The sequence below is a fragment of the Paraburkholderia sp. UYCP14C genome (assembly GCF_004197395.1).
Lineage (GTDB): Bacteria > Pseudomonadota > Gammaproteobacteria > Burkholderiales > Burkholderiaceae > Paraburkholderia.
The window spans coordinates 25,952-46,468 of the sequence record NZ_SELS01000059.1; the positions used below are offsets into that span (position 1 = coordinate 25,952).

Annotated in this window: 19 protein-coding genes and 1 pseudogene; 8 read left to right on the forward strand and 12 right to left on the reverse strand. The window is 65.0% G+C overall.

Annotated elements, in window-relative coordinates:
* Positions 1-48 precede the first annotated feature (48 nt).
* A complete protein-coding gene (locus EVC45_RS35340) occupies positions 49-921 on the reverse strand; it encodes an alpha/beta hydrolase family protein (RefSeq protein WP_129962780.1) in 873 nt (290 codons plus the stop codon).
* Positions 922-1,042: 121 nt separating this feature from the next.
* Positions 1,043-2,152: an OpgC domain-containing protein gene (locus EVC45_RS35345; RefSeq protein ID WP_129962781.1), complete on the reverse strand. Its 1,110-nt coding sequence runs from the start codon at positions 2,150-2,152 to the stop codon at positions 1,043-1,045.
* A gap of 527 nt (positions 2,153-2,679) precedes the next feature.
* Here EVC45_RS35345 and EVC45_RS35350 point away from each other — a divergent pair.
* Positions 2,680-3,858 (forward strand): porin, encoded by a 1,179-nt coding sequence (locus EVC45_RS35350; protein ID WP_129962782.1) that lies wholly within the window; start codon positions 2,680-2,682, stop codon positions 3,856-3,858.
* 427 nt (positions 3,859-4,285) lie between these two features.
* Positions 4,286-5,215 (forward strand): peptidoglycan DD-metalloendopeptidase family protein, encoded by a 930-nt coding sequence (locus EVC45_RS35355; RefSeq protein ID WP_129962783.1) that lies wholly within the window; start codon positions 4,286-4,288, stop codon positions 5,213-5,215.
* Positions 5,216-5,466: 251 nt separating this feature from the next.
* Here the strand turns inward: EVC45_RS35355 and EVC45_RS35360 are convergent, their stop codons facing one another.
* On the reverse strand, positions 5,467-5,865 hold the full coding sequence (locus EVC45_RS35360) for a hypothetical protein (RefSeq protein ID WP_129962784.1): 399 nt from the start codon (positions 5,863-5,865) through the stop codon (positions 5,467-5,469).
* A 360-nt stretch (positions 5,866-6,225) separates the two neighbouring features.
* Between EVC45_RS35360 and EVC45_RS35365 the strand changes: the two genes are divergently transcribed.
* The 5 genes from EVC45_RS35365 to EVC45_RS35385 all read left to right on the forward strand — a co-directional run bounded on the left by EVC45_RS35365 (position 6,226) and on the right by EVC45_RS35385 (position 11,935).
* A complete protein-coding gene (locus EVC45_RS35365) occupies positions 6,226-6,681 on the forward strand; it encodes a (2Fe-2S)-binding protein (RefSeq protein ID WP_129962785.1) in 456 nt (151 codons plus the stop codon).
* Position 6,682: 1 nt separating this feature from the next.
* Complete coding sequence (locus EVC45_RS35370; protein WP_129962786.1) at positions 6,683-8,935, forward strand: xanthine dehydrogenase family protein molybdopterin-binding subunit; 2,253 nt, start codon at positions 6,683-6,685, stop codon at positions 8,933-8,935.
* A 17-nt stretch (positions 8,936-8,952) separates the two neighbouring features.
* Positions 8,953-10,257 carry a cytochrome c gene (locus EVC45_RS35375; RefSeq protein WP_129962787.1) on the forward strand — a complete coding sequence of 435 codons (1,305 nt, stop codon included), beginning with the start codon at positions 8,953-8,955 and terminating at the stop codon, positions 10,255-10,257.
* A 153-nt stretch (positions 10,258-10,410) separates the two neighbouring features.
* Entirely contained in the window at positions 10,411-10,764 is a 354-nt protein-coding gene (locus EVC45_RS35380; protein WP_129962788.1) for a BON domain-containing protein, read from the forward strand.
* A 46-nt stretch (positions 10,765-10,810) separates the two neighbouring features.
* Positions 10,811-11,935, forward strand: a complete 1,125-nt coding sequence (locus EVC45_RS35385; RefSeq protein ID WP_129962789.1) for a PLP-dependent cysteine synthase family protein — start codon at positions 10,811-10,813, stop codon at positions 11,933-11,935.
* A gap of 118 nt (positions 11,936-12,053) precedes the next feature.
* On the opposite strand, the gene EVC45_RS35390 is transcribed toward EVC45_RS35385, so the two are convergent.
* Both EVC45_RS35390 and EVC45_RS35395 read right to left on the reverse strand, forming a co-directional pair.
* On the reverse strand, positions 12,054-12,701 hold the full coding sequence (locus tag EVC45_RS35390) for a hypothetical protein (protein WP_129962790.1): 648 nt from the start codon (positions 12,699-12,701) through the stop codon (positions 12,054-12,056).
* Between the two features lie 87 nt (positions 12,702-12,788).
* Positions 12,789-12,971, reverse strand: coding sequence for a hypothetical protein (locus EVC45_RS35395; RefSeq protein ID WP_129962791.1), 183 nt, complete (start codon positions 12,969-12,971; stop codon positions 12,789-12,791).
* A gap of 332 nt (positions 12,972-13,303) precedes the next feature.
* On the opposite strand from EVC45_RS35395, the gene EVC45_RS35400 reads away from it, so the two are divergent.
* Positions 13,304-14,347: a methyltransferase gene (locus tag EVC45_RS35400; RefSeq protein ID WP_373683107.1), complete on the forward strand. Its 1,044-nt coding sequence runs from the start codon at positions 13,304-13,306 to the stop codon at positions 14,345-14,347.
* Between the two features lie 704 nt (positions 14,348-15,051).
* Here EVC45_RS35400 and EVC45_RS35410 read toward each other — a convergent pair.
* The 7 genes and pseudogenes from EVC45_RS35410 to EVC45_RS47115 all read right to left on the reverse strand — a co-directional run.
* Positions 15,052-15,708, reverse strand: coding sequence for an amino acid ABC transporter permease (locus EVC45_RS35410; RefSeq protein ID WP_129962794.1), 657 nt, complete (start codon positions 15,706-15,708; stop codon positions 15,052-15,054).
* A gap of 2 nt (positions 15,709-15,710) precedes the next feature.
* A complete protein-coding gene (locus tag EVC45_RS35415) occupies positions 15,711-16,478 on the reverse strand; it encodes an amino acid ABC transporter permease (protein WP_129962795.1) in 768 nt (255 codons plus the stop codon).
* A 61-nt stretch (positions 16,479-16,539) separates the two neighbouring features.
* Entirely contained in the window at positions 16,540-17,361 is an 822-nt protein-coding gene (locus EVC45_RS35420) for a transporter substrate-binding domain-containing protein (protein ID WP_129962796.1), read from the reverse strand.
* A gap of 62 nt (positions 17,362-17,423) precedes the next feature.
* The gene (locus tag EVC45_RS35425; protein WP_129962797.1) at positions 17,424-18,518 is read right to left on the reverse strand and encodes an ABC transporter ATP-binding protein; all 1,095 of its coding nucleotides are present in this window, start codon (positions 18,516-18,518) and stop codon (positions 17,424-17,426) included.
* A gap of 37 nt (positions 18,519-18,555) precedes the next feature.
* A complete protein-coding gene (locus EVC45_RS35430; RefSeq protein ID WP_129962798.1) occupies positions 18,556-19,455 on the reverse strand; it encodes an ABC transporter permease in 900 nt (299 codons plus the stop codon).
* Positions 19,452-20,393: an ABC transporter permease gene (locus tag EVC45_RS35435; protein ID WP_373683108.1), complete on the reverse strand. Its 942-nt coding sequence runs from the start codon at positions 20,391-20,393 to the stop codon at positions 19,452-19,454. Before EVC45_RS35435 ends, EVC45_RS35430 begins: the two co-directional genes overlap by 4 nt.
* A 5-nt stretch (positions 20,394-20,398) precedes the next feature.
* Positions 20,399-20,517: pseudogene (locus EVC45_RS47115) on the reverse strand (ABC transporter substrate-binding protein); the annotation flags it as partial.

Consider the following 20,517-nt stretch of genomic DNA (forward strand, 5'->3'; position numbering starts at 1 on the left):
CGAGGGACGCGGCGCTGGACGGCCTTGCGCGTGGCGCGCCGCGCCGGATCAAGGCCGCTGATTCGACGGATGCTCCAGCGCCGGCGGCTTCACGCAGCCGAGCGTGTATTTGAGCGCGGCGGGCAACAGCGCGCTCCACACCTCCCACGTGTGGCCGCCGTCGATGATCCGCAGCGCCGCCGGATTGCCTGCGAGGCGCAGATGCGTGTACAGCAGCGACGCGTCGGCCTGGATGTCGAGATCGTCGTCGCCGGATGCGATGAACATCGGCAGGCGATACGGCCGGCTCATATAGCGGTCCCACTGCGCCGGATAGTTCAGCTCGTGCCACACGCGCGGATCGAACTGGCGCTCGCCGAATACACCGACCCGCCGCGCCGCCGACGCGCGCGGCGGCTCGTTCGTATAGATCGCCGGACTGAGCAGCAGCGCGCCGCAAAACATCTCGGGTTGCGTCAGCGCGTAGCGCAGCGCGCCGAAGCCGCCCATCGACACACCGCCGATCATCCGGCCTGCGCGCTGCGTCGCGACCGCGTAGTGTGTTTCGATTTCGGGCAGCAGATCGTCGAAGAACGCGCTCTCCATCTTCTCCTTGCGATCGACGTACCAGTCCGTGCCGCCTTGCGGCATCACGATCACGACGGGCGGGATTTCCTTGCGCTCGATCAGCGTGTCCGCGGCACTCTGCAGATGACCTTGCGTGATCCAGTCGTTGGCGTCGCCGTTATTGCCGTGCAGCAGGTACAGCACCGGCAGGCGCGGACCGTCCGCGCGATAGCCGCCCGGCAGGTAGATCGTGTAGTTCCAGTCGCGGCCGAGCGCATCGGAATGGAAACTGCGGCTCGCGACCGTGCTCGCGAACGCGGGCGCGCCAACGGCGAAGGCAAGCAGTGCGAGAACGAAGCGGAGAAATCGACGCATGGCAGTGGGGAAGGCCGGCTGGCGCGGGATTCGCGCGCGGCCGTCATGCTATCAGCATTGGCGCCGGATTTGAGAGGGGATTGGCGGAAACGCAGAAGGCGCTTGATGCGCGCAAAGTTCTTCAGCCCGACGTCCGCAGCCGTCCGTCGACGATCCGTCCAACGACCCGCTTCAGCGGCTCCACCCCCAGCGCGACAACAAACAGCGCACCGACCGCGGCCGCATCGGCGAGCAGTCCGAGCGGATAGTTCAGGTAACCATCGGTCGCCGCGTACAGCACCGAGTCGACCACCAGCGAAATCACCGCGCCGGCAATGAAGCACAGCAAGCCCTGACGGCCGATCGCGCCGACCCACGGCAGCCGGCGCGCCACCTTCTTCGCCCAGCCGAGCTCGATCAGATTGGCGACGAGCCACGCGATCGCGAGGAAATTGCCCGCGCGCAGGTAGGACAGGTTCTGCTTGAGGCTCGCGGCGAGCGGCTCATGCAGCAAAAAGAGCTTGTAGTACGCGGCCCCCACGACCACCGCGAACGCCAGCACGCCGACGAGCCAGCCGAACCGGTGCGCGCTGATGCGCTGATAGACCGGCTGACAGCGCGCGAGCACGCCGAGCACGAACATCAGTTGCCACGCGAACGGGTTGAAGTCCCAGTGCATATCGGGCGCGGCGGGCAGGTACTGGCCGATCGCCGGCGCGCCGGCCCATAGCGCGAGGCTGCCGGCGAGCAGCAGCCACGGCTTGCTGCGCGCGAGCGGCAGAATCGCGGGCACCAGCAGCGCGAAGAACGCGTACATCGGCAGCACTGACGCGAGGTACGGCTGGCGGCGCAGCAGCACGATGTCGCGCAGCGCGGCAAGCGGCGTGTCGATCAGGTCGTCGAGATCGGTCGTGGGCAGATTCGGCCCGTCGATGCTGAAGGCGGTGAGCACCGCGCTGACCAGCAGCATCAGAGCGGCGGTAACGAGAAACGCGCGATAGATCTCGAACGAGCGGCGCAGGAAGCGGCCGCGCGCGATCGTCTCGTTGCGCCGCTCGGCGAGCGTCGCATAGGCGGTGGCGGTGGCGAATCCGCCGAGGAACACGAACACTTCGGCGGCATCGCACAGCGCGTACGCATGCAGCGTCACGCGCGACAGAATGCTGCCGCCGATGTGATCGACGACGATGATCAGCAGAACCAGTCCGCGGAAAAAGTCGAGCTCGATCAGGCGGGAGGATGACTTGGCCATTGTTTGCGTCAAAAGCAGCCCCGTGCGACGGCGCGCTGATCCAGCGCGGCGGGCGTCTCACAAGGCTTTCTTATATGGGATTGGGTGATGCGGCGGTGAGGTGATCCGTGCTGGCTTCGCCCGTGGCCTACCTCGCCACGCGCGGCCGCCTTCGCGAGGCGGCCGTGTCAGCGGGGTGTAATGATGACCCTCGCTGCGGCATCGAGTTCCGCTGCATCGCAGCAAAGGCGCAGGATTATATTTCTTTTCGTGACAATGCCGCAGCGAGATCGGCAGCAGCGGCTGCCGTTTACCTGAAGCGACGTTTCGAAAAAAGAGGCAGCAACGCGCAGTGGAGAATTAGCAACATTCTCGATGATCGGCGCATCCACTCATGGACGGCCAGACGATGTCGTGTGAGGATTTCTGGAAAGAGCAGAGCTTGGAGCAGTCTTCAGAACTGCTGGGAAAGTGTCGAGAATAAAGAGCAAAGAGAACAAGACGGCCGGATCGAGTTGTCCTATCACTCGAGGTGCAGGGAGATCATCATGAACAAGCAAGTGTTCGCGCTGGCTGTCTCCGTTGCTACGTCCGCCGTTCTTGCCGCGCCTGCCGCGGCCCAGACTAGCGTCACCCTGTATGGCGTGATCGACGAAGGCATCAACTACACGAACAACGTCGGCCACGGCCATGTTTATGAACTCGCGAGCGGTCTTGCGCAGGGGAGCCGCTGGGGCTTGAAGGGTTCCGAAGATCTCGGCGGCGGCCTGAAGGCGATCTTTCAGCTCGAGAACGGGTTCGATCTGAATTCCGGGCAGCTCGGGCAGGGCGGCCGCCTGTTCGGCCGTCAGGCTTTCGTCGGACTCAGCTCGCAGGCGTACGGCACGCTGACGTTCGGCCGGCAATACGATTCGGTCGTCGACTATCTGGCGCAGACCACGGCCAACGGCAGTTGGGGCGGCCAGCTGTTCTCGCATCCGTACGACAACGACAACACCGACAACACCTTCCGCCTCGACAACACGGTCAAGTACACGAGCCCGTCGATCTCGGGCTTCCAGTTCGGCGGCACCTACAGCTTCAGCAACGACACGAACTTCGCCAACAATCGCGCGTACAGCTTCGGCGGCCAGTATACGTACGGCGGGCTGCTGGTCGCGGCCGCCTATCTGCAGGCGGACAATCCGGGCAACGGCTCGAACGGGGCGATCACCGCGAACGACGCCGGCTTCGTCGCGACGCGGTTGCGCGTGTTCGGCGGCGGCATTACCTATACGTTCGGACCGGCGACGGCGGGCTTCGTCTATAGCAACTCGAACTATCTGGAGCCGACCGCCAAGGGCTATCTCGGCATCGAGCCGCTGGTGCCGCTGGTGCCGGTCACCCCGCCGGGCGTGCTGTTGAACTCGCTCAAGTATCAGAACTTCGAGGTCAACGGTAAGTATCAGTTTTCGCCTGCGCTGTTCGTCGGCGCCCAGTACGTGTACACGATGGAAACCTACGACGCCTCGAACGGCAGCGTGAAGCCGCGCATCCATACGTTCGGGCTGATGGCGGACTACAACCTGTCCAAGCGCACCGACGTCTATCTGCAAGGCGCCTATCAACAGGTCACCGGCGATTCCACGCTGTCGATCCTCGACTTCGCATTCATCCCCGGCACGCAGTCGCCGTCGTCGACGAACAAGCAGGTCGTCGTGCGCGCGGCGATCCGGCATAAGTTCTAGTTCGCTGCGCGTCAACGCGAAAAGCCAGCCTACGGATTTCGCAGGCTGGCTTTTTTTGCGCCCTCCGCCTCGACGCATGGCTATTCAAGTTCCCCTCGCGTCTGCCGATAAGTCGAATGTCAACAAATCTGAACACGCGGCGGACAAGCGGCGATGTGCGCGTCGTTGGCGTCCCGAAACCCGTGCCTTCGTAACGCGGAAATACCGCTCGTAACGTCTGTATCAGAGTGTGTGGCGCGGGGCGTTTTTATTAAACGACACTTTAGAATTCCGCCAGAAATTTGATCGGCAAGCAGGCACGCAATGAGCGCCGTACGAGGCGGCTCCGGCGTGTCGTCGGGGCGGGTCGCGCGGCCGAAGTTCGCGCGCCTGGTCGGCGGCATCGGGCTATCCGGCTTGCGCATCCATACAGCAGGAGTCGAACAGGATGAGAATGCGTTTCGACAGAACGATATTGGCCGGTCTCGCCGGCGCATGGGTCGCGCTGGCCGTCAGCGGTTGCGCGAACGTCGGGCAGCCGAATGCGCAGAACGGCCCGGCAACCGGTGCCGCGACGGCAAATGCGACGGCAACAGCGTCCGGCGACCCGGCGGCGGCCGCGCCGCTGTCGATCGATGGCAGCGATAACGCGTCGCTGAAAAAGTCGCCGCCGCTCGTCTATCGGGTCAGGCGCGGCGACACGCTCGCGCGGGTCGCGCAGCATCATCACATCAGCGTCAAGCAGTTGCAGGCATGGAACGGGCTGAAGGCGTCGGCGCGGCTGAAGCCGGGGCAGGTGCTGCACGTCGCGTCGCCGGAGACGGTGCGCGCGGCGAAGGTGGCCAATGCGGCCGCCGCCGCGAAGGCCGCGGCGCAAGCCGCGCCGCAGACCGCTTCACAAGCATTGGCGCCCACGTCGGCACAAGCTTCCGCTCAACCCGCCGCAGCGGCTCCGGATGCCACCGACGTCCGCGAAGTCACGCAGGAAACCCGCCGGCATGCGAGCAGCGTGACGCTCGCGTGGCCTGCCGCGGGCAGCGTCGTCGAAGCGTTCCAGCCGGGCGAAACGCGCGGCATCGAAATCGGCGGCAAAGCGGGCGATCCGGTGCGAGCCGCCGCCGACGGCAAGGTGATGTACGCGGGCACCGGACTGAACGGCTACGGCAGCCTGATCATCGTCCAACACAACAAGGATTTTCTGACCGCGTATTCGCACAACCGCAAGCTGATGGTCAAGATGGGCGACATCGTCCGCAAGGGACAGCAGATCGCAGAGATGGGCGACGAGAGCAACTCGCGCGTGTCGGTCGGCTTCGAAGTGCGGCGCGACGGCAAGCCGGTCGATCCGCTGCCTTATCTGCCGCAGGGGCGCGGTTGAGCTTCGGCGTTCCCGCAAAAGCTCACCTTGAATTTATTCAGCTAAACCAGGTAATTCGATCGGCCGCATAGTCTGCGGCGTCGATCAATCGTTGCGAAATTCCCTTCCCGTCAGAGCATTCCGCTCAATCCACACAAAAATACCGAGCATCGATCATGCGGTCTCGCCCCGCAGCCGCTTATGAACGGTGAGGAAATGCGGGAGCCGGCAGGCAGCGCGCACGCCGCCGCCGTGCTCCGCGCGAAGCGCCGTTACGCGGTTTGCACGCCGCGCAGCAAGCGCGATACCTCGCCGTGGTAATGCAGGATCGCCGGATCGGCCTGCAACAGCGGCAGATAACGCGGCATGAAGTGATTGTTCGGTTGCTCGGGCGAGAACAGGCCGACCACGGCCTCCGCGGTCGCGAGACGGTCGCCCGCATCGGCTTCCGCGTCGTCGAGAATTTCGTCGACGCTCGCGATCACCGTGGATAGCGGCGTCAGCCAGCGAAACCCCGAACCATTGATCAGCACCTGCAGGAATGCCGCGGGCGTTACCGGGCCGAACTCCTTTTCGTAGACGGCGCGTTCGTGATCGAGAATCGCCTTGTGCAGCGCAAGCAATGGTCGGCGAATGTCCGTGAGGAATTGAGTGCATTGCGGGTCGTTCATCGGCGGCTCCTGCGGCTGAAGTGACTCGACGGAATCGCGCATCGCAACACCGCGCAGTGCGGTGTTGCGGGTCGCGCGATCACGCTAACGGATCGATCCGTCGATGGTAACGCATCGCCCCCGCCGACACATGCGATGCACCCCGCATAGCATGCCCCGTGCCGCCTGGCACGTCCAAAGCGGACTTCTTTCGACACGACTACAATCGGCCGGCTTTCTCGCGATACCCGCTCGATCATAGGCCGCTTTTCATCGCCTATTAGCGCGACATACCGAACAAAACCGACACATGTTCGCGCTCTGATGCGGTGTCGCGATCTAAACCGCATGACCACAACAACACCCCCACTGGAGCCGCTCATGACAATGCTCAATATCAACGGCGAAACCCATACCGTCGATGCCCCGCCCGACATGCCCCTGCTGTGGGTGCTGCGTGATCTCGTCGGGTTGACCGGCACCAAGTTCGGCTGCGGCATTGCGCAATGCGGCGCATGCACCGTGCATCTCGATGGCGTCGCGGTGCGCTCGTGCGTGTTTCCGGCGGCGGCCGTCGGCGACCGAAAGATCGTCACGATCGAAGCGGTCGGCGCCACGCCCACGGGTCAGAAAGTGCAGCAGGCCTGGCGTGAGCTCGACGTCGTGCAATGCGGCTACTGTCAGTCGGGGCAGGTGATGTCGGCCGCGTCGCTGCTGGCGCGCAATCCCAACCCAAGCGACGCTGACATCGACGCCGCGATGGCCGGCAACATCTGCCGCTGCGGCACCTATCACCGCGTGCGCGCTGCGATCAAGCACGCCGCGAAGGGGGCCTGACATGTCGCAGGGATTGCTCGATGCACAGAACGGCACGCGGTCGTCGGACACGAACACGCGGCATGCGCGCGGCATCTCGCGGCGCAGCTTCCTCAAATTCGGCGTGACGGTCGGCGCCGCGGCCGGCGGCGGTCTGCTGCTCGGCTTCAGCATGCCGGCCGCGAGCCAGGATCAGAAGGCGGGCAAGAGCGTGATCGGCGGCGATGCGAACGAGGCGCCGCAAAGCGGCGTGTTCGCGCCGAACGCGTTCATCCAGATCGACACCGCCGGCAAGATCACGCTCGTGATCCCGAAGGTCGAAATGGGTCAGGGCGTTTATACGTCGATCCCGATGCTGATCGCCGAGGAACTCGAAGTGCCGCTCGACACGGTCACGCTCGATCACGCGCCGCCCAACGCGAAACTCTTCACGGACCCGCTGCTCGGCGGGCAGTTGACCGGCGGCTCGACGTCGATCCGCTTCGCGTGGGAGCCGATGCGCCGCGCGGGCGCGAGCGCGCGGGTGCTGCTGATCAACGCGGCCGCGCAGCAATGGCAGGTCGATCCGGCCAGTTGCCATGCGCAGGCCGGGCAGGTGATCCACGCGGCCAGCAATCGCAGCGCGAGCTATGGTCAGCTTGCGCAGGCCGCCTCCGCGCTGCCCGCGCCGCAGAACGTGCCGTTGAAAGACCCGAAGGATTTCAAGCTGATCGGCACGCCGGCGAAGCGTCTGGATTCGCCGGAGAAGGTCGACGGCACCGCGCAGTTCGGCCTCGACGTGCGCTTGCCCGAGATGGTCTACGCGGCGATCGCGAACTGTCCGGTGTTCGGCGGCACGCTCGCCAGCGTCGACGATACGCACGCGAAGACGATCCCCGGCGTGCGCGAGATCATCAAGCTCGACAACGCGGTCGCGGTGATCGGCGCTCACACGTGGGCCGCGAAGCGCGGCCTGCAGGCGCTCGACATCAAGTGGAACGAAGGCGCGGGCGCGCAGGTATCGATGAAGCGCATCGTCGACGATCTCGCGGCGGCCTCGCAACACGGCGGCGCGGTCGCACGCAAGGACGGCGACGTCGGCCGCGCGTTCGGCGACGCGAAGTCGCGCGTCGACGCGGTCTACCAGCAGCCGTTCCTCGCGCACGCGACGATGGAGCCGGTCAACGCCACGGTCCACGTGCGCGCCGACGCGTGCGAAATCTGGCTCGGCTCGCAGGTGCCGACGCGCGTCGTCGATGCGGCGGCCGCGGTCACGGGCTTGCCTGCCGACAAGATCATCGTGCACAACCATCTGATCGGCGGCGGCTTTGGCCGGCGGCTCGAAACCGACATGGTCACCCAGGCCGTGAAGGTCGGCAAACAGGTGTCGACGCCGGTCAAGGTGCTGTGGACCCGTGAGGAAGACATCCAGCACGACATGTACCGGCCGTACTACTACGACACGATCTCGGCCGGGCTCGACGCGAACGGCAAGCCGATCGCCTGGCAGCATCGGATTGCCGGTTCGTCGATCCTGGCGCGCTTCGCGCCGCCCGCGGTGAAGAACGGAGTCGACCCCGACGCGGTGGAAGTTGCCGCCGATCTGCCGTACGACCTGCCGAACCAGCTGGTCGACTACGTGCGCGTGGAGCCGCACGCGGTGCCTACCGCGTTCTGGCGCGGCGTCGGGCCGACGCGCGGCACCTTCGTGGTCGAGAGTTTCATCGACGAACTCGCCGCGCACGCGAAGATCGATCCGGTGCAGTACCGGCGCGATCTGCTTGGCAAATCGCCGCGCGCGTTGAACGTGCTGAACGCGGCCGCGCAAGCCGGCAACTGGGGCAGCGCGCTGCCCAAGGGGCAAGGGCGCGGCATCTCGGTGATGCACGCGTTCGGCAGCTTCTTCGCGATCGTCGTCGAGGTCGCCGTCGAGCAGGGCGAGGTGACGGTCAAGCGCGTGAACTGCGCGGTCGATTGCGGGATGTTCGTCAATCCGAACACGATCGAGGCGCAGGTGCAGGGCGGCATCATCTTCGGCATCACGGCGGCGCTTTACAGCGAGATCACGATCAAGGACGGTCGCGTCGAGCAGAACAATTTCACCGACTACCGGATCCTGCGTATCCACGAGACGCCGCCGATCGACGTGCATATCGTGAAGAGCGGCGAGGCGCCCGGCGGCATCGGCGAACCCGGCACCGCGGCGCTCGCGCCCGCGCTGACCAACGCGATCTATGCGGCCACCGGCACGCGGCTGCGGCAATTGCCGGTTGGCCGTCAACTGCACAGCGCGTGACGCGAAAGGAGCCCGACATGAAAAACTCTCTGAAGGGTCTAGGCGCGGCGTTGTGCGTGGCGCTGTCGTTTGCCGCGCAAGCGCCTGCTGGTGCGGCGACTGCGGCGGCCAGCGGCGCAGCCGATCAAACGCTGGTGCAGCGCGGCGCTTATCTCGCCCAGCTCGGCGATTGCGCCGCGTGCCACACCGCGCCGAAAGGCAAGCCGTTCGCCGGCGGTCTGCCGATGAACACGCCGATGGGCCGCATCTACGTGACCAACATCACGCCCGACGCGCAGACCGGCATCGGCGGCTACACGGAAGCGGACTTCGCGCGGGCGCTGCGCGAGGGCGTCGCGAAAGACGGCCACAACCTGTATCCGGCGATGCCGTATCCGTCGTACGCGAAGGTCGACGACGACGACGTGAAGGCGCTGTACGCGTTCTTCATGCAGGGCGTCGCGCCCGTGCAGCAGGCGAATCGCGAGTCCGACATCAAGTGGCCGTTGAACATGCGCTGGCCGCTGATGTTCTGGAACATCGCGTTTCTCGACAAGGACGCGTATCGCGACAAGCCGGGCAAGGACGTCGCGTGGAATCGCGGCGCGTATCTGGTGCAAGGGCTCGGGCATTGCGGCTCGTGCCACACGCCGCGCGGCGTCGCGTTCCAGGAAAGCGCGCTCGACGAAAGCGGCAGCGCGTTCCTGAGCGGCGCGCTGCTCGACGGCTGGTTCGCGTCGAACCTGACCGGCGAGCACAACAGCGGGCTCGGCCGCTGGAGCGACGAGGATCTGCGCACGTTCCTGAAGACCGGCGCGAATCGCCATGCGTCGGCATTCGGCGCGATGACGAGCGTGATCAACAACAGCACGCAGGCGATGAGCGATCAGGACGTCGCGGCGGTGTCGGCGTATCTGAAGTCGCTGCCGCCGGCGGGCGGCAACGGCGCGCCGGCCTATAGCTACGATCCGCAGGCGACCAGGGTGTCGCTCGATCGCCCCGCGAACGATGCCGGCGCGCGCGTCTATACCGCGTATTGCATGCATTGCCACGGTGTCGACGGACGCGGCTTTGCGCCGATGCTCGCGCCGCTTGCCGGCAATCCGAACGTGCTTGCGAAGGATGCGTCGTCGCTGATCAACGTGACGCTGAACGGCACCGGCGATCTGGTGATCAACGGCGTGCCGTCGCCGTTCCCGATGCCGGGCTTCGCGGCAGTGCTCGACAATCGGCAGATCGCGGATGTGCTGAGTTTCGTGCGCGCGGGGTGGAATAACGGCGCGCCGGCGGTTGGGGTGGCGGAGGTGGCGAAGTTTCGTCAGTCCACGCAGGCAGGGCGGTAAGCGCGCGGAAAGTGCTTTGAAACGCAGAAGCGGCAACTCATGCATCGCAGGGTTGCCGCATTTTCTTGGGGGGACGTGAAAGCAGCTTTGTCGGAAGCGCAATGTTGGCTATCTTTGACTCAACATCTGCAATGCCGAACGAGAGAGGCAATCATGAAAGCATGCAAATTCGTGAGTCTGATCGTCGTCGTGGGAGGCGTGACGCTGATGTCGAACGTCTACGCGCAGGCCAGCAACGCGATGCCGATGGCGTCGAGTCCGGCTGCAAGTTCAGGTAAGGCGACGCCGGCCGACAAGACGCTGGGTCGCGAGGTACGCAAGGCGTTAGCGAAAGCGCAGAACTTCGACGTGTCGAACGTATTCGTCAAGGCGCGCGGCGGTGTCGTGACATTATCCGGCAGCGTGCCGGAAGGTCCTCAGATCCAGCAGGCCGCGGATGTGGCGAAGGGCGTGCCGGGTGTAACGTCGGTCAGCAACCATCTGGCGCTTTATACGAAAGGGTATTGACCCGCCACGATGGTTCGCATCGTGTGTCGCTCGATCGGGGGCTCTGATGGCAAATTCCGTGTGGACACGCGAAGCGATTCGCAAGATCGAGGCGGACTTCAACCGCTCCGCCGATACTCACCTGATTCCCCTCGACCTGCCTGGCTATCTGGACATTCGCTTCTACCTGAAGGACGAGTCCAGCCATCCGACCGGCAGCCTCAAGCACCGGCTCGCGCGCTCGCTGTTCCTGTATGCGCTGTGTAATGGCTGGCTCAACCAGGCGAGCACGGTGGTCGAGGCGTCAAGCGGCTCGACCGCGATCTCCGAAGCTTACTTCGCGCGACTACTCGGTCTGCCTTTCGTCGCGGTGATTCCAATGGGTACATCGCGCGCGAAGATCGAAGCGATCGAGTTTTATGGTGGGCGATGCGAGTTCGTGGCCAATCCGTCGGACATCTATAACGAGTCGCACCGGATCGCACAGGAGTGCGGCGGCCATTTCATGGACCAGTTCACGTATGCCGAACGCGCGACGGACTGGCGTGCGAACAACAATATCGCGGAGTCGATCTTCAAGCAGATGGCGGCCGAGGAGTTTTCCGTGCCCGCGTGGCTCGTGTCGAGCGGCGGGACGGGCGGGACGATCGCGACGCTTGGCCGCTACGTCGCGTACCGGGGCCATCAAACGCGGGTGCTGTGCGCCGATCCGGAAAACTCGGTGTTTTTCGACTACTTCAGGAGCGTGCTTGCCGGGCACCCAGAGCGCGGCCTGACGCTCAACGTCGGCTCGCGCATCGAGGGAATAGGCCGTCCACGTGTCGAACGCTCGTTCATCCCTGCTTGCGTCGATGCGATGGTCAAGACACCCGACGCGCTGTCCTTCGCCGCGATGCGCTATCTGGCTGTCCGGCTTGGGCGCCGGGTCGGTGGCTCGACCGGGACTAACTTCGTCGGCGTGCTGTATATCGCGGAGCGCATGAAAGCCGTCGGCGAGAAGGGGGCGATCGTTGCGTTGCTGTGTGACAGCGGAGAGCGCTACCGGAGCACTTATTATCACAATGCGTGGTACGCGGAGCAGGGCATCGCGATTGCCAACGCCGATGCGCTGATCGCGCGCACGGTAAGAGGCGAACCGGTGCTCACGCAGGGGGACGATATCGGACTTCAAATAGCCGGCGCATTGGTCTAGCGCGTCGGAATGGACGGGCGCTACCCATCGCGTTGCCCCGCTGCGCCCAGATAAGCGCACGGTGCACGACGCGACAGGATGCTGGATAGTCAGGCGATCGAGCGCACCGGTTGCTTCGTCACGATCCTTTTGAATTTTTCTCGATCTCAGCGTTGCAGCGGCTGGCGTAGATGAATGTCAGATCCGAAGTGTTTCGATCCAGGGCTTCGAAAGTGCCCCAATCCTCGCTGGGTTCACTGAGGCGATCACATAATAGTTTGATGACTGCATCGGGAGCGGGCGCGAAGTTCATCGACGGCTTGTGGGTCATCAGAAACGTCTGCATCGTCTCCGGCTGTTCCAGGTCGAGCGGAACGTGCCACGGTAGCCGGCCGGATGTTCCATCGAACTGCACATACAAGACTGGCGGAGCCTTGAAGTGCACGTGGAACAGCCCATGCACATGGATCGCGAAACGCTCGAAATAGTCCTCGACGCGCGCCTGCAAGCCTGAGTGGGTATAAAGGAGTGTCGCGCTCGTGGTGGCTTCCAGACGAAACGTGACGAATCTCGCTTCCCCTTCCTGTGAGACCACCCCAACTCCGTAGTGTCCTATCGCCTGAAACGTGGTCGCGCGAGGCGGAGTATAGAAATATCGATCGAGGTAAGAGACGGGTTCCCAATCGACATCATCGTCGCGGAAGTTGCTCGCCCGGGAACTCGCGTATGCCGGATTGTTGGAATTCAATTGATCGGATCGGTTGTCCCTACCGCTTTTGCTCGACATGGTGGTGCCTCCGCATCTGGTTCTGGGAGAAGCAGCAGCCTATGCGTCCAACCCGGCGGGGTCGATCTTACGTCTGGCTTGCGAAAATCACCCTTTCGGATCTTTACGCATCATGGAGTTATGCAGTCCGTGCGTCGTGCGCCTCCAGGCCTCGTCAGCCCTGTGCTGGGCCGATTTCACGGTATGTTCGACCCGATGCTTACTGTTCGGCATTTGAGCAATCGCCGAAGTCAGATCGGAAAGCGTCCGCCGGACGGTTCTGGTGACCATGACTCACTCCGCGTTTTTGTCCACGTATCAAGTCTAGGCCGTTACGTGAAGCGCGCGCTACTGTACGTTTGAACAGCACCTGGGTGAGCCCATTATGCTAACTATTGAGCGCTATGCACCCTGATTGCGTCGACAGCCAATCGATGCCGGAGCGCACGATCATAGGTCTGCTGAAAGCGGACAAAGACGCTTTAGTTTTGGCCGGTATGCAAGCTGTTTGAGTTCGCTTTGTACGGTAGCGAACATCGAACAAACCTGGCCCGCCTACGATGGCGGCAGACACTTCACCGCGCCTATCCACGCCGGGAGCAACCATGGCCAATACACCGCACATGGGTCCGCAGGAGTCTGGGGCTGACGCCACGAATCCGCGCGAACCCTCTCCTGAACGGCTGCTCCAACTTGGCATGGGATTCTGGCCGGCCAAGACGCTGCTGTCGGCAGTCGAAATCGGCGTGTTCACGCGCCTCGCGACCGCGCCTCACGACGCGGCGGAACTGGGTGAGGCGCTTGGACTGCATCCGCGCTCGGCCCTCGATTTTCTCGATGCGCTGGTCGCTTTGAATCTTCTGGAGCGCGAAGACGGGAAATACCGCAATACCCAGGACACCGCGCTTTTCCTGGACAAGCCCAAGCCCAGCTACGTGGGCGGATTGCTGGAAATGGCCAACGCCCGGCTGTATCCGTTCTGGGGCTCTCTGACGGAGGCGCTCCGCACGGGAAAGCCGCAGAACGAGGCCAAACACGGCGGCAACCCCTTCGATGCACTCTATCGCGACGAGCGGTCGCTACGAGGCTTCCTGCAAGCGATGACTGCGATCAGCCTGGGTGCGGCCAAGGCGATGGCGCAGAAATTCCCCTGGCAAAACTACCGCACTTTCATCGACATTGGCGCGGCGCAAGGTGCGTTGCCCGTGGAAATCGCACTCGCGCATCCCCACCTGCACGGCGGCGGTTTCGACTTGCCGGTCGTGGGCCCCGTGTTCGAGGAGTACGTGGCATCGCGCGGCCTGCAGGAGCGGCTGCGTTTCCATTCGGGCAACTTCTTCACCGATCCGTGCCCCTCCGCGGACGTGCTGGTGATGGGACACATCCTCCACGATTGGGACCTGGCGCAAAAGATGCAACTGCTCGCAAAGTGCTACGCGGCGCTGCCTCCCGGCGGTTGCCTGATCGTCTACGACGCGGTGATCGACGATGAGCGCAGGCAGAATGCCTTTGGTCTTCTGATGAGCTTGAACATGCTTATCGAGACGCCTGGCGGTTTCGACTATACCGGTGCGCAGTGTTGCGCATGGATGAAGGAGGTCGGCTTCACCCAGGTGCGCGTCGAACCGCTTGCCGGCCCAGATTCGATGGTGATCGGAACCCGGTAGAAGCGTCTCGAGCCGACACGCGGGCGTGCCAGTGCGCGACTAAAATTCTTACACACGCATCGGGAAGTCCAATACGCGACCTCACCCGAAACTGGAGACGCATCATGAGCACTGAAGCCTACCAGTCTTGTATCGACGCATGCGATGCATGCGCCGCCGCTTGCGATCGCTGCGTATCGGCGTGCCTCGCAGACCCGGGCGTCGCAGCGATGACCAAGTGCATTCGACTCGATGCCGATTGCGCGTCGCTGTGCCGCTTCACGTCCGCGGCGCTGGCTCGGCAAAGTCATCTCGCACCCGAACTTTGTGCACTGTGCGCGCGGATCTGCCATGAGTGTGCGGAGGAATGCGGCCGCCATGCGCCTGAACACTTCGGCACATGCAGCGATGCTTGCCGCGTATGCGCAGAAGCCTGCCGGGAAATCTGATGTTCGCGGGCCGCCGACGTCACTCGTGAGGTAGGGGTGACTGTTTGTCGGCTATGAGCGGCCCGCATCGCGCGCCGAACGCGCGTCGGCGGCGGGCGGCGCACGCAGCGCTGCCGGACGTCGAACGCTCCCGAGGGGCAGTGGACAACCCGTTGCGGCGAATACCACTCGAGCTTGGCGAGGCAGCGCTCCTGCGAGCGCGCAGGTCGCAATCTAACCAGACGAAGAACCTTATTTAGCGCTTGAGCCAGTCCATCGCCTTCACTTCACCCGAGCTCACCGATGCTGCCCGACCTTCTGCCGCTTCTCGAGCACCCGCGCATACCACGTCAGCGGAAAACACATCGCGAAGTAGATCATCGCGACCATGCCGTAGATCGGAAACGGCCGGAACGCGGCATTGGTGATCATCGTGCCGGTCTTCGTCAGTTCGGTGAAGCCGATGATCGACGCGAGCGCGGTGCTCTTCACCACCTGCACGAGAAAACCGACGGTCGGCGCGACCGCGATCTTCAGCGCCTGCGGCCACACGATGTAGCGCAGCTGCTGGCCGAACGTCATGCCGAGGCTCGCGCCCGCGGCCCACTGACCGCGCGGCACCGCTTCGACGCAGCCGCGCCAGATGTCGACCAGATACGCGCTCGTATAGAGCGTCAGCGTGACGGCCGCGGCGGCCCATGGCGACACGTCGATGCCGAGCAAAGGCAAGCCGAAGAACGCGAGAAAGAGCTGCATCAGGAGCGGCGTGCCCTGAAACACCTCGACGTACAGCACGACGATGCGCCGCAGCCATGCGATCGGCGACACGCGCATCGCGAGCAGCACGAGCCCGACGACTCCGCCGCCGACGAATGCGATCAGCGACAGCAGCACCGTCCAGCGCGCGGCGAGCAGCAGATTGCGGGCGATGTCCCACAGCGTGAATTCGACCATGATCAGCGCTCCGTCGGCAGGGTGCGTGCGCCGCGCCACATCAGGCGGCTGCGCCAGCTGCGCCGCAAGCCGTCGTTGCCGCTGTTGCTGTTGTTGTTACTACGTGCGGCACGACCCGCGAACAGTCCGCGGCCGAAGCGGTTCAACAGCTGCCGCAATGCGATCGACATCAGCAGATAGGTCGCCGTGATGATCACGTAGCTCTCGAACGAGCGGAAGTTGCGCGACTGGATGAAGTTCGCCGCATAGGTCAGGTCGGGCACCGAGATCTGCGACACCACGGCGGAGCCGAGCATCACGATCAGCACCTGGCCGAGCAGCGCGGGAAACACGTTGGCGAGCGCCTGCGGCAGCACGACGTGGCGGAACACCTGGCGTCCATGCAGGCCGAGCGCCTGGGCGGCCTGCACCTGGCCGCGCGAAATCGAATCGATGCCGGCGCGCACGATCTCGGTCGCATACGCGCCGAGATTGACGGTCATCGCGAGAATCGCGGCCTGGATCTCGTCGATGTGAATGCCGAGGCTCGGCAGGCCGAAGAACACGAAGAACAGCTGCACGAGAAAAGGCGTGTTGCGGATCAGCTCGACATAGCTCGCGACCAGCCAGCGCGCCCACTTCGGACCTGCCGCCGCGATGCTCGCGCCGGCGATCCCGACGAGCCCGCCCGCCAGGGTCGACACCGCCGTGAGGCCGAGCGTCACGGCGGCGCCGTGCGCGAGCATCCCCGCATACAGGCCGAAGCCGCTGAAATCGAACGCGTAAGTCATGGCCTCGTGCCCATCACAGGATCAGATTGCGGCGCGGCCTTCACGGCGCCACGCCACGGGGTTAAAGATCGGCCGGCAGCGGCGCGCGCAGCCACTTCTGCGAAATCGCGTTCAGCGTGCCGTCCTTGCGGGCCTTGGCGATCGTTTCGTCGACCTTCGCCTTCAGGCGCGGCTCGTTCTTGTTCAGACCGACGTGATCGGGCGAGCTGAACAGCGCGAACTTCTGCTCCGGATCGTTCGCCGGATGCCGCGCGAGAATCGTCGCGCCGACGTCGTTGCCGACCACCATCAACTGTACCTGACCAGAAAGAAACGCCGAAATAGCGCCGTTCGGATCGTCGAAACGTTTGATGTTCGCCGACGGCGGCGCGATCTTCGTCACGCTCAGGTCTTCGAGCGTGCCGCGCGCGACCGAGATCGACTTGCCGGCGAGGTCGGCGGCGTTCTTCACCTGCAGCGTCTTCGGACCGAACACCGCGAGGTAGTACGGCGCGTACGGCTGCGAGAAGTCGATCACCTTTTCGCGCTCGGGCGTCTGGCCGACCGACAGCAGCATGTCGGCCTTGTGGTCGGCGAGGAAGGCCATGCGGTTGTCGCCGGTGACCGGCACCAGCTCGACCTTCGCATTGAGCGTCTTGCCGATCAGATTGGCGACGTCGATGTCGTAGCCGACCGGCTTCATGTCGGGACCGATCGAGCCGAACGGCGGATAGTCCTCGAACACGCCAATGCGCACGGTGCCGGACTTCGCGATGTCGTCGAGCGCGTCGGCATGGGCGGCCGACGGCAGCGCGCACAGCGCGCCGAACGCGCTCATCGCGAGCGTCGCGGCGAGCGTCGCGAACACGCGGCGGGTCGATTGGAGAGCGGGGCGCTGGTTCATGGTCGGTTCCTTTGTCGTGATGCGGTTTTATTGAAGCGAAGCGTGTGTGATGGGTGCGGGTATCAGGCGGCGCGCGCGGCGATCAGCTTGCACGCGTGCGGCGGCAGCTCGGCGAGCACCGGCATGCCGAGCGCGAGCCCGGGCGTTTCGCGCGGCGTGGTCGCGGCGGTCAGCGTGAAGCCCGCGCAATCGATCGTCGCTTCGAGCGAGGCGCCGACGTCGCGGATGAACGTGACGGTGCCGGGCAGCCGGTTCGGGTTCGGTGTTTCCGTGGCCGCCTTCACGCAGATGTCCTCGGGACGGATCAGCAGGCGGATCGCGTCGCCGGCCGCCACCGGCTGCCGCGCATCGGCGAGCGGCGCGCTGGGGTTCGGCGCGACCGCGATGCGCCGTCCGCCCGGCAGGCTCACGCCGCCCGCACCGTCGTATTGCACCGGCAGGATGTTGCCGAGCCCGATGAAGTCGGCGACGAACTCGCTGACCGGATCGCGGTAGATGTCGAGCGGCTTGCCGACCTGCGCGATGCGGCCTTTCTCCATCACGACGATCTCGTCGGCCATCGTCATCGCTTCGCGCTGATCGTGCGTGACCATGATCGTCGTGATCCCGAGGCGCTGCTGCAGCAGGCGGATTTCGACCTGCATCGCTTCGCGCAGCTTCGCGTCGAGCGCGGACAGCGGTTCGTCGAGCAGCAGCAGTTGGGGCTCGGAGGCGATCGCGCGCGCGATCGCGACGCGCTGGCGCTGCCCGCCCGACAGCTGCGTGACCGGCCGGTTGGCCATGTGCGGCAACTGGATCAGTTCGAGCAGCTCGGCGACGCGGCGCGTCTGCTTGTCTTTCGCGACCTTGCGCAGCTTCAGCGGATACGCGACGTTCTGCGCGACCGTCATATGCGGAAACAGCGCGAGCGACTGGAACACCATGCCGAAGTCGCGCTGGTTGGCCGGCAGCCGCGTGATCTCGCGGCCGGCGAAATGGATGCTGCCGGAGGTGGGCGTTTCGAGCCCTGCGATCATCCGCAGCAGTGTGGTCTTGCCGCAGCCGGACGGGCCGAGAAAGCACACGAGCTTGCCGTCGGGCACGCTCAGGTCGACATTGTCGACGGCATGCACGCCGCCGAAGCGGCGGGTGACGGCTTGCAAGGTCAGGTGGGTCATCGGAGGCTCCAGCAAGGTGGCGGGTTCACAGCGGGGTTCACAGCGCGACGCCTTCGTCGCCGATCAGCTTTTCGAGCAGCCAGATCAGCGCGAAGTCGATCGCAACGATGACCACCGCGAAACAGAACACGGTTGGATCGAGCGACGACACCGTGCGGCTATAGAGCCACACCGGCAGCGTCATCGTGTCGATGCTGTACAGGAAGAACGTCACCGTGAACTCGTTGAACGACACGATGAACGCGAACAGCATGCCGGCGAGAATGCCGGGGCGCATCAGCGGCAGCACCACGTCGACGAGCGCGCGGCTCGGGCTCGCGCCCATCACGAGCGCCGCTTCCTCGAACTCGGGGCCGATCGACGCGACCGACGCCGCGCAGTTCTTCACCGTGAACGGCAGCGCCAGGATCACATGCGCGATGATCAGACGGCCGACGCCCAGTTCGACCGGCAGCACGTTGAACACCAGCAGCAGCGACAGGCCGAGCATCACCAGCGGATAGACGAGCGGCAGCGCGACCAGCTGCTCGACCGCCGGCTTGCCGCGGAAACGGTAGCGCGACAGCGCGTACGCGGCCGGCACGGAGACCAGCGTCGCGATCAGCATCGTCGAGAGCGCGACGACGAGGCTGGTGGTGAGCGCGGCGCCCATCGACAGCGTGTCGGTCGCCTCGGGCGACACGAAGCTGTGCCACGCCGCGCGGTACCAGTGCAGGCTGTACGCGTGCGGCGGGAATTCGAGCGTGTCGGCCGCGCTGAACGACATCGCGATCATCGTCAGGATCGGCAGCGCGGCGAGAAACAGCACGATGCCCGCGACCAGCGCGGTCGCGCGGCCGAGCTGGCCGGGCATCGTATGAGGCAGGCGCGGCAGCCATGGCGAACGCGGCGATGGCGGTGCGGTGCGCGGCAGGCGCGAGGTCGGCAGCGTGCTCATGCGTGAGACTCTCCGGTCAGTCGTTGGGTGCGGCGCACGAGCCGTTGCGACAGCGCCATCACGGCGAGCGTCGCGACCATCAGCACGACGCCGGAAGCGGAGGCGGCGGGCCAGTTCAGCAGCGGCGCGACCTGATCGTGCACCAGCACCGCGAGCATCGGCACGCGCCGGCCGCCGAGCAGCAGCGGCACCGCGAACGCGCTCGCGTTGTACGCGAACACCAGCAGCGCGCCCGACACGAGACCCGGCATCGCGAGCGGCAGCAGCACGTGACGCAGCGTTTGCCAGCGTGTCGCGCCGAGCGTCGCGGCGGCTTCCTCGTACGAGATCGACACCGCGCGCATCGCGCTCGAGAGCGGCAGCACCGCGAGCGGAAACGCGGTCTGGATCAGCCCGAGCAGCACGCCATGCTCGCGATACAGCCACATCACCGGCCGCTCGATAACACCGCTCGCGAGCAGCGCGTGATTGAGCAGACCCGCCGGGCCGAGAATCACGAGCCAGCCATAGCCTTGCAGCAGCAGATTGACGAGCAGCGGCAGCAGCACACCGGCGAGCAGCAGCCGGCGCGCGAGCCGCGATTTCGTGCGCGCCATCGCGAGCGCGACCGGAATCGCGAGCACCACCGCAAAGAGCATGCTCTGGAACGCGAGCCGCAGCGTCAGCCCCAGCGACCTGAGGAAGTAGCCGTCGAGCAGGTCCGCATAGTTCTGCAGCGTGAAGCTGCGCCATTCGTTGCCGGAGGTGCCGAAGCTCATGCGCAGCACGACCAGCGCGGCCGCGCCGAGGATCGCCAGAAACAGCAGGATCGGCGCGAGCAGCAGCCACGGACGAGCCTTCGCAAGCACGGTGTCGGTCGCCACGGCGGCGGACCCGTCTGGCCCACCCGACGTGATGCCCGACGCCACTGCGGCACGTCGCGAAAAGCGCGCGAGCATCGTGTTCATGCCGAGAAGATTTCGGTGTAGCGCTTGATCCACGCCGGCTGCACGGCGGCGAGCGCCTTGTCGTCATGCAGTACGGCCTTCTCCGCGATCTGCTGCGGGCTCGGCACGAACGCGC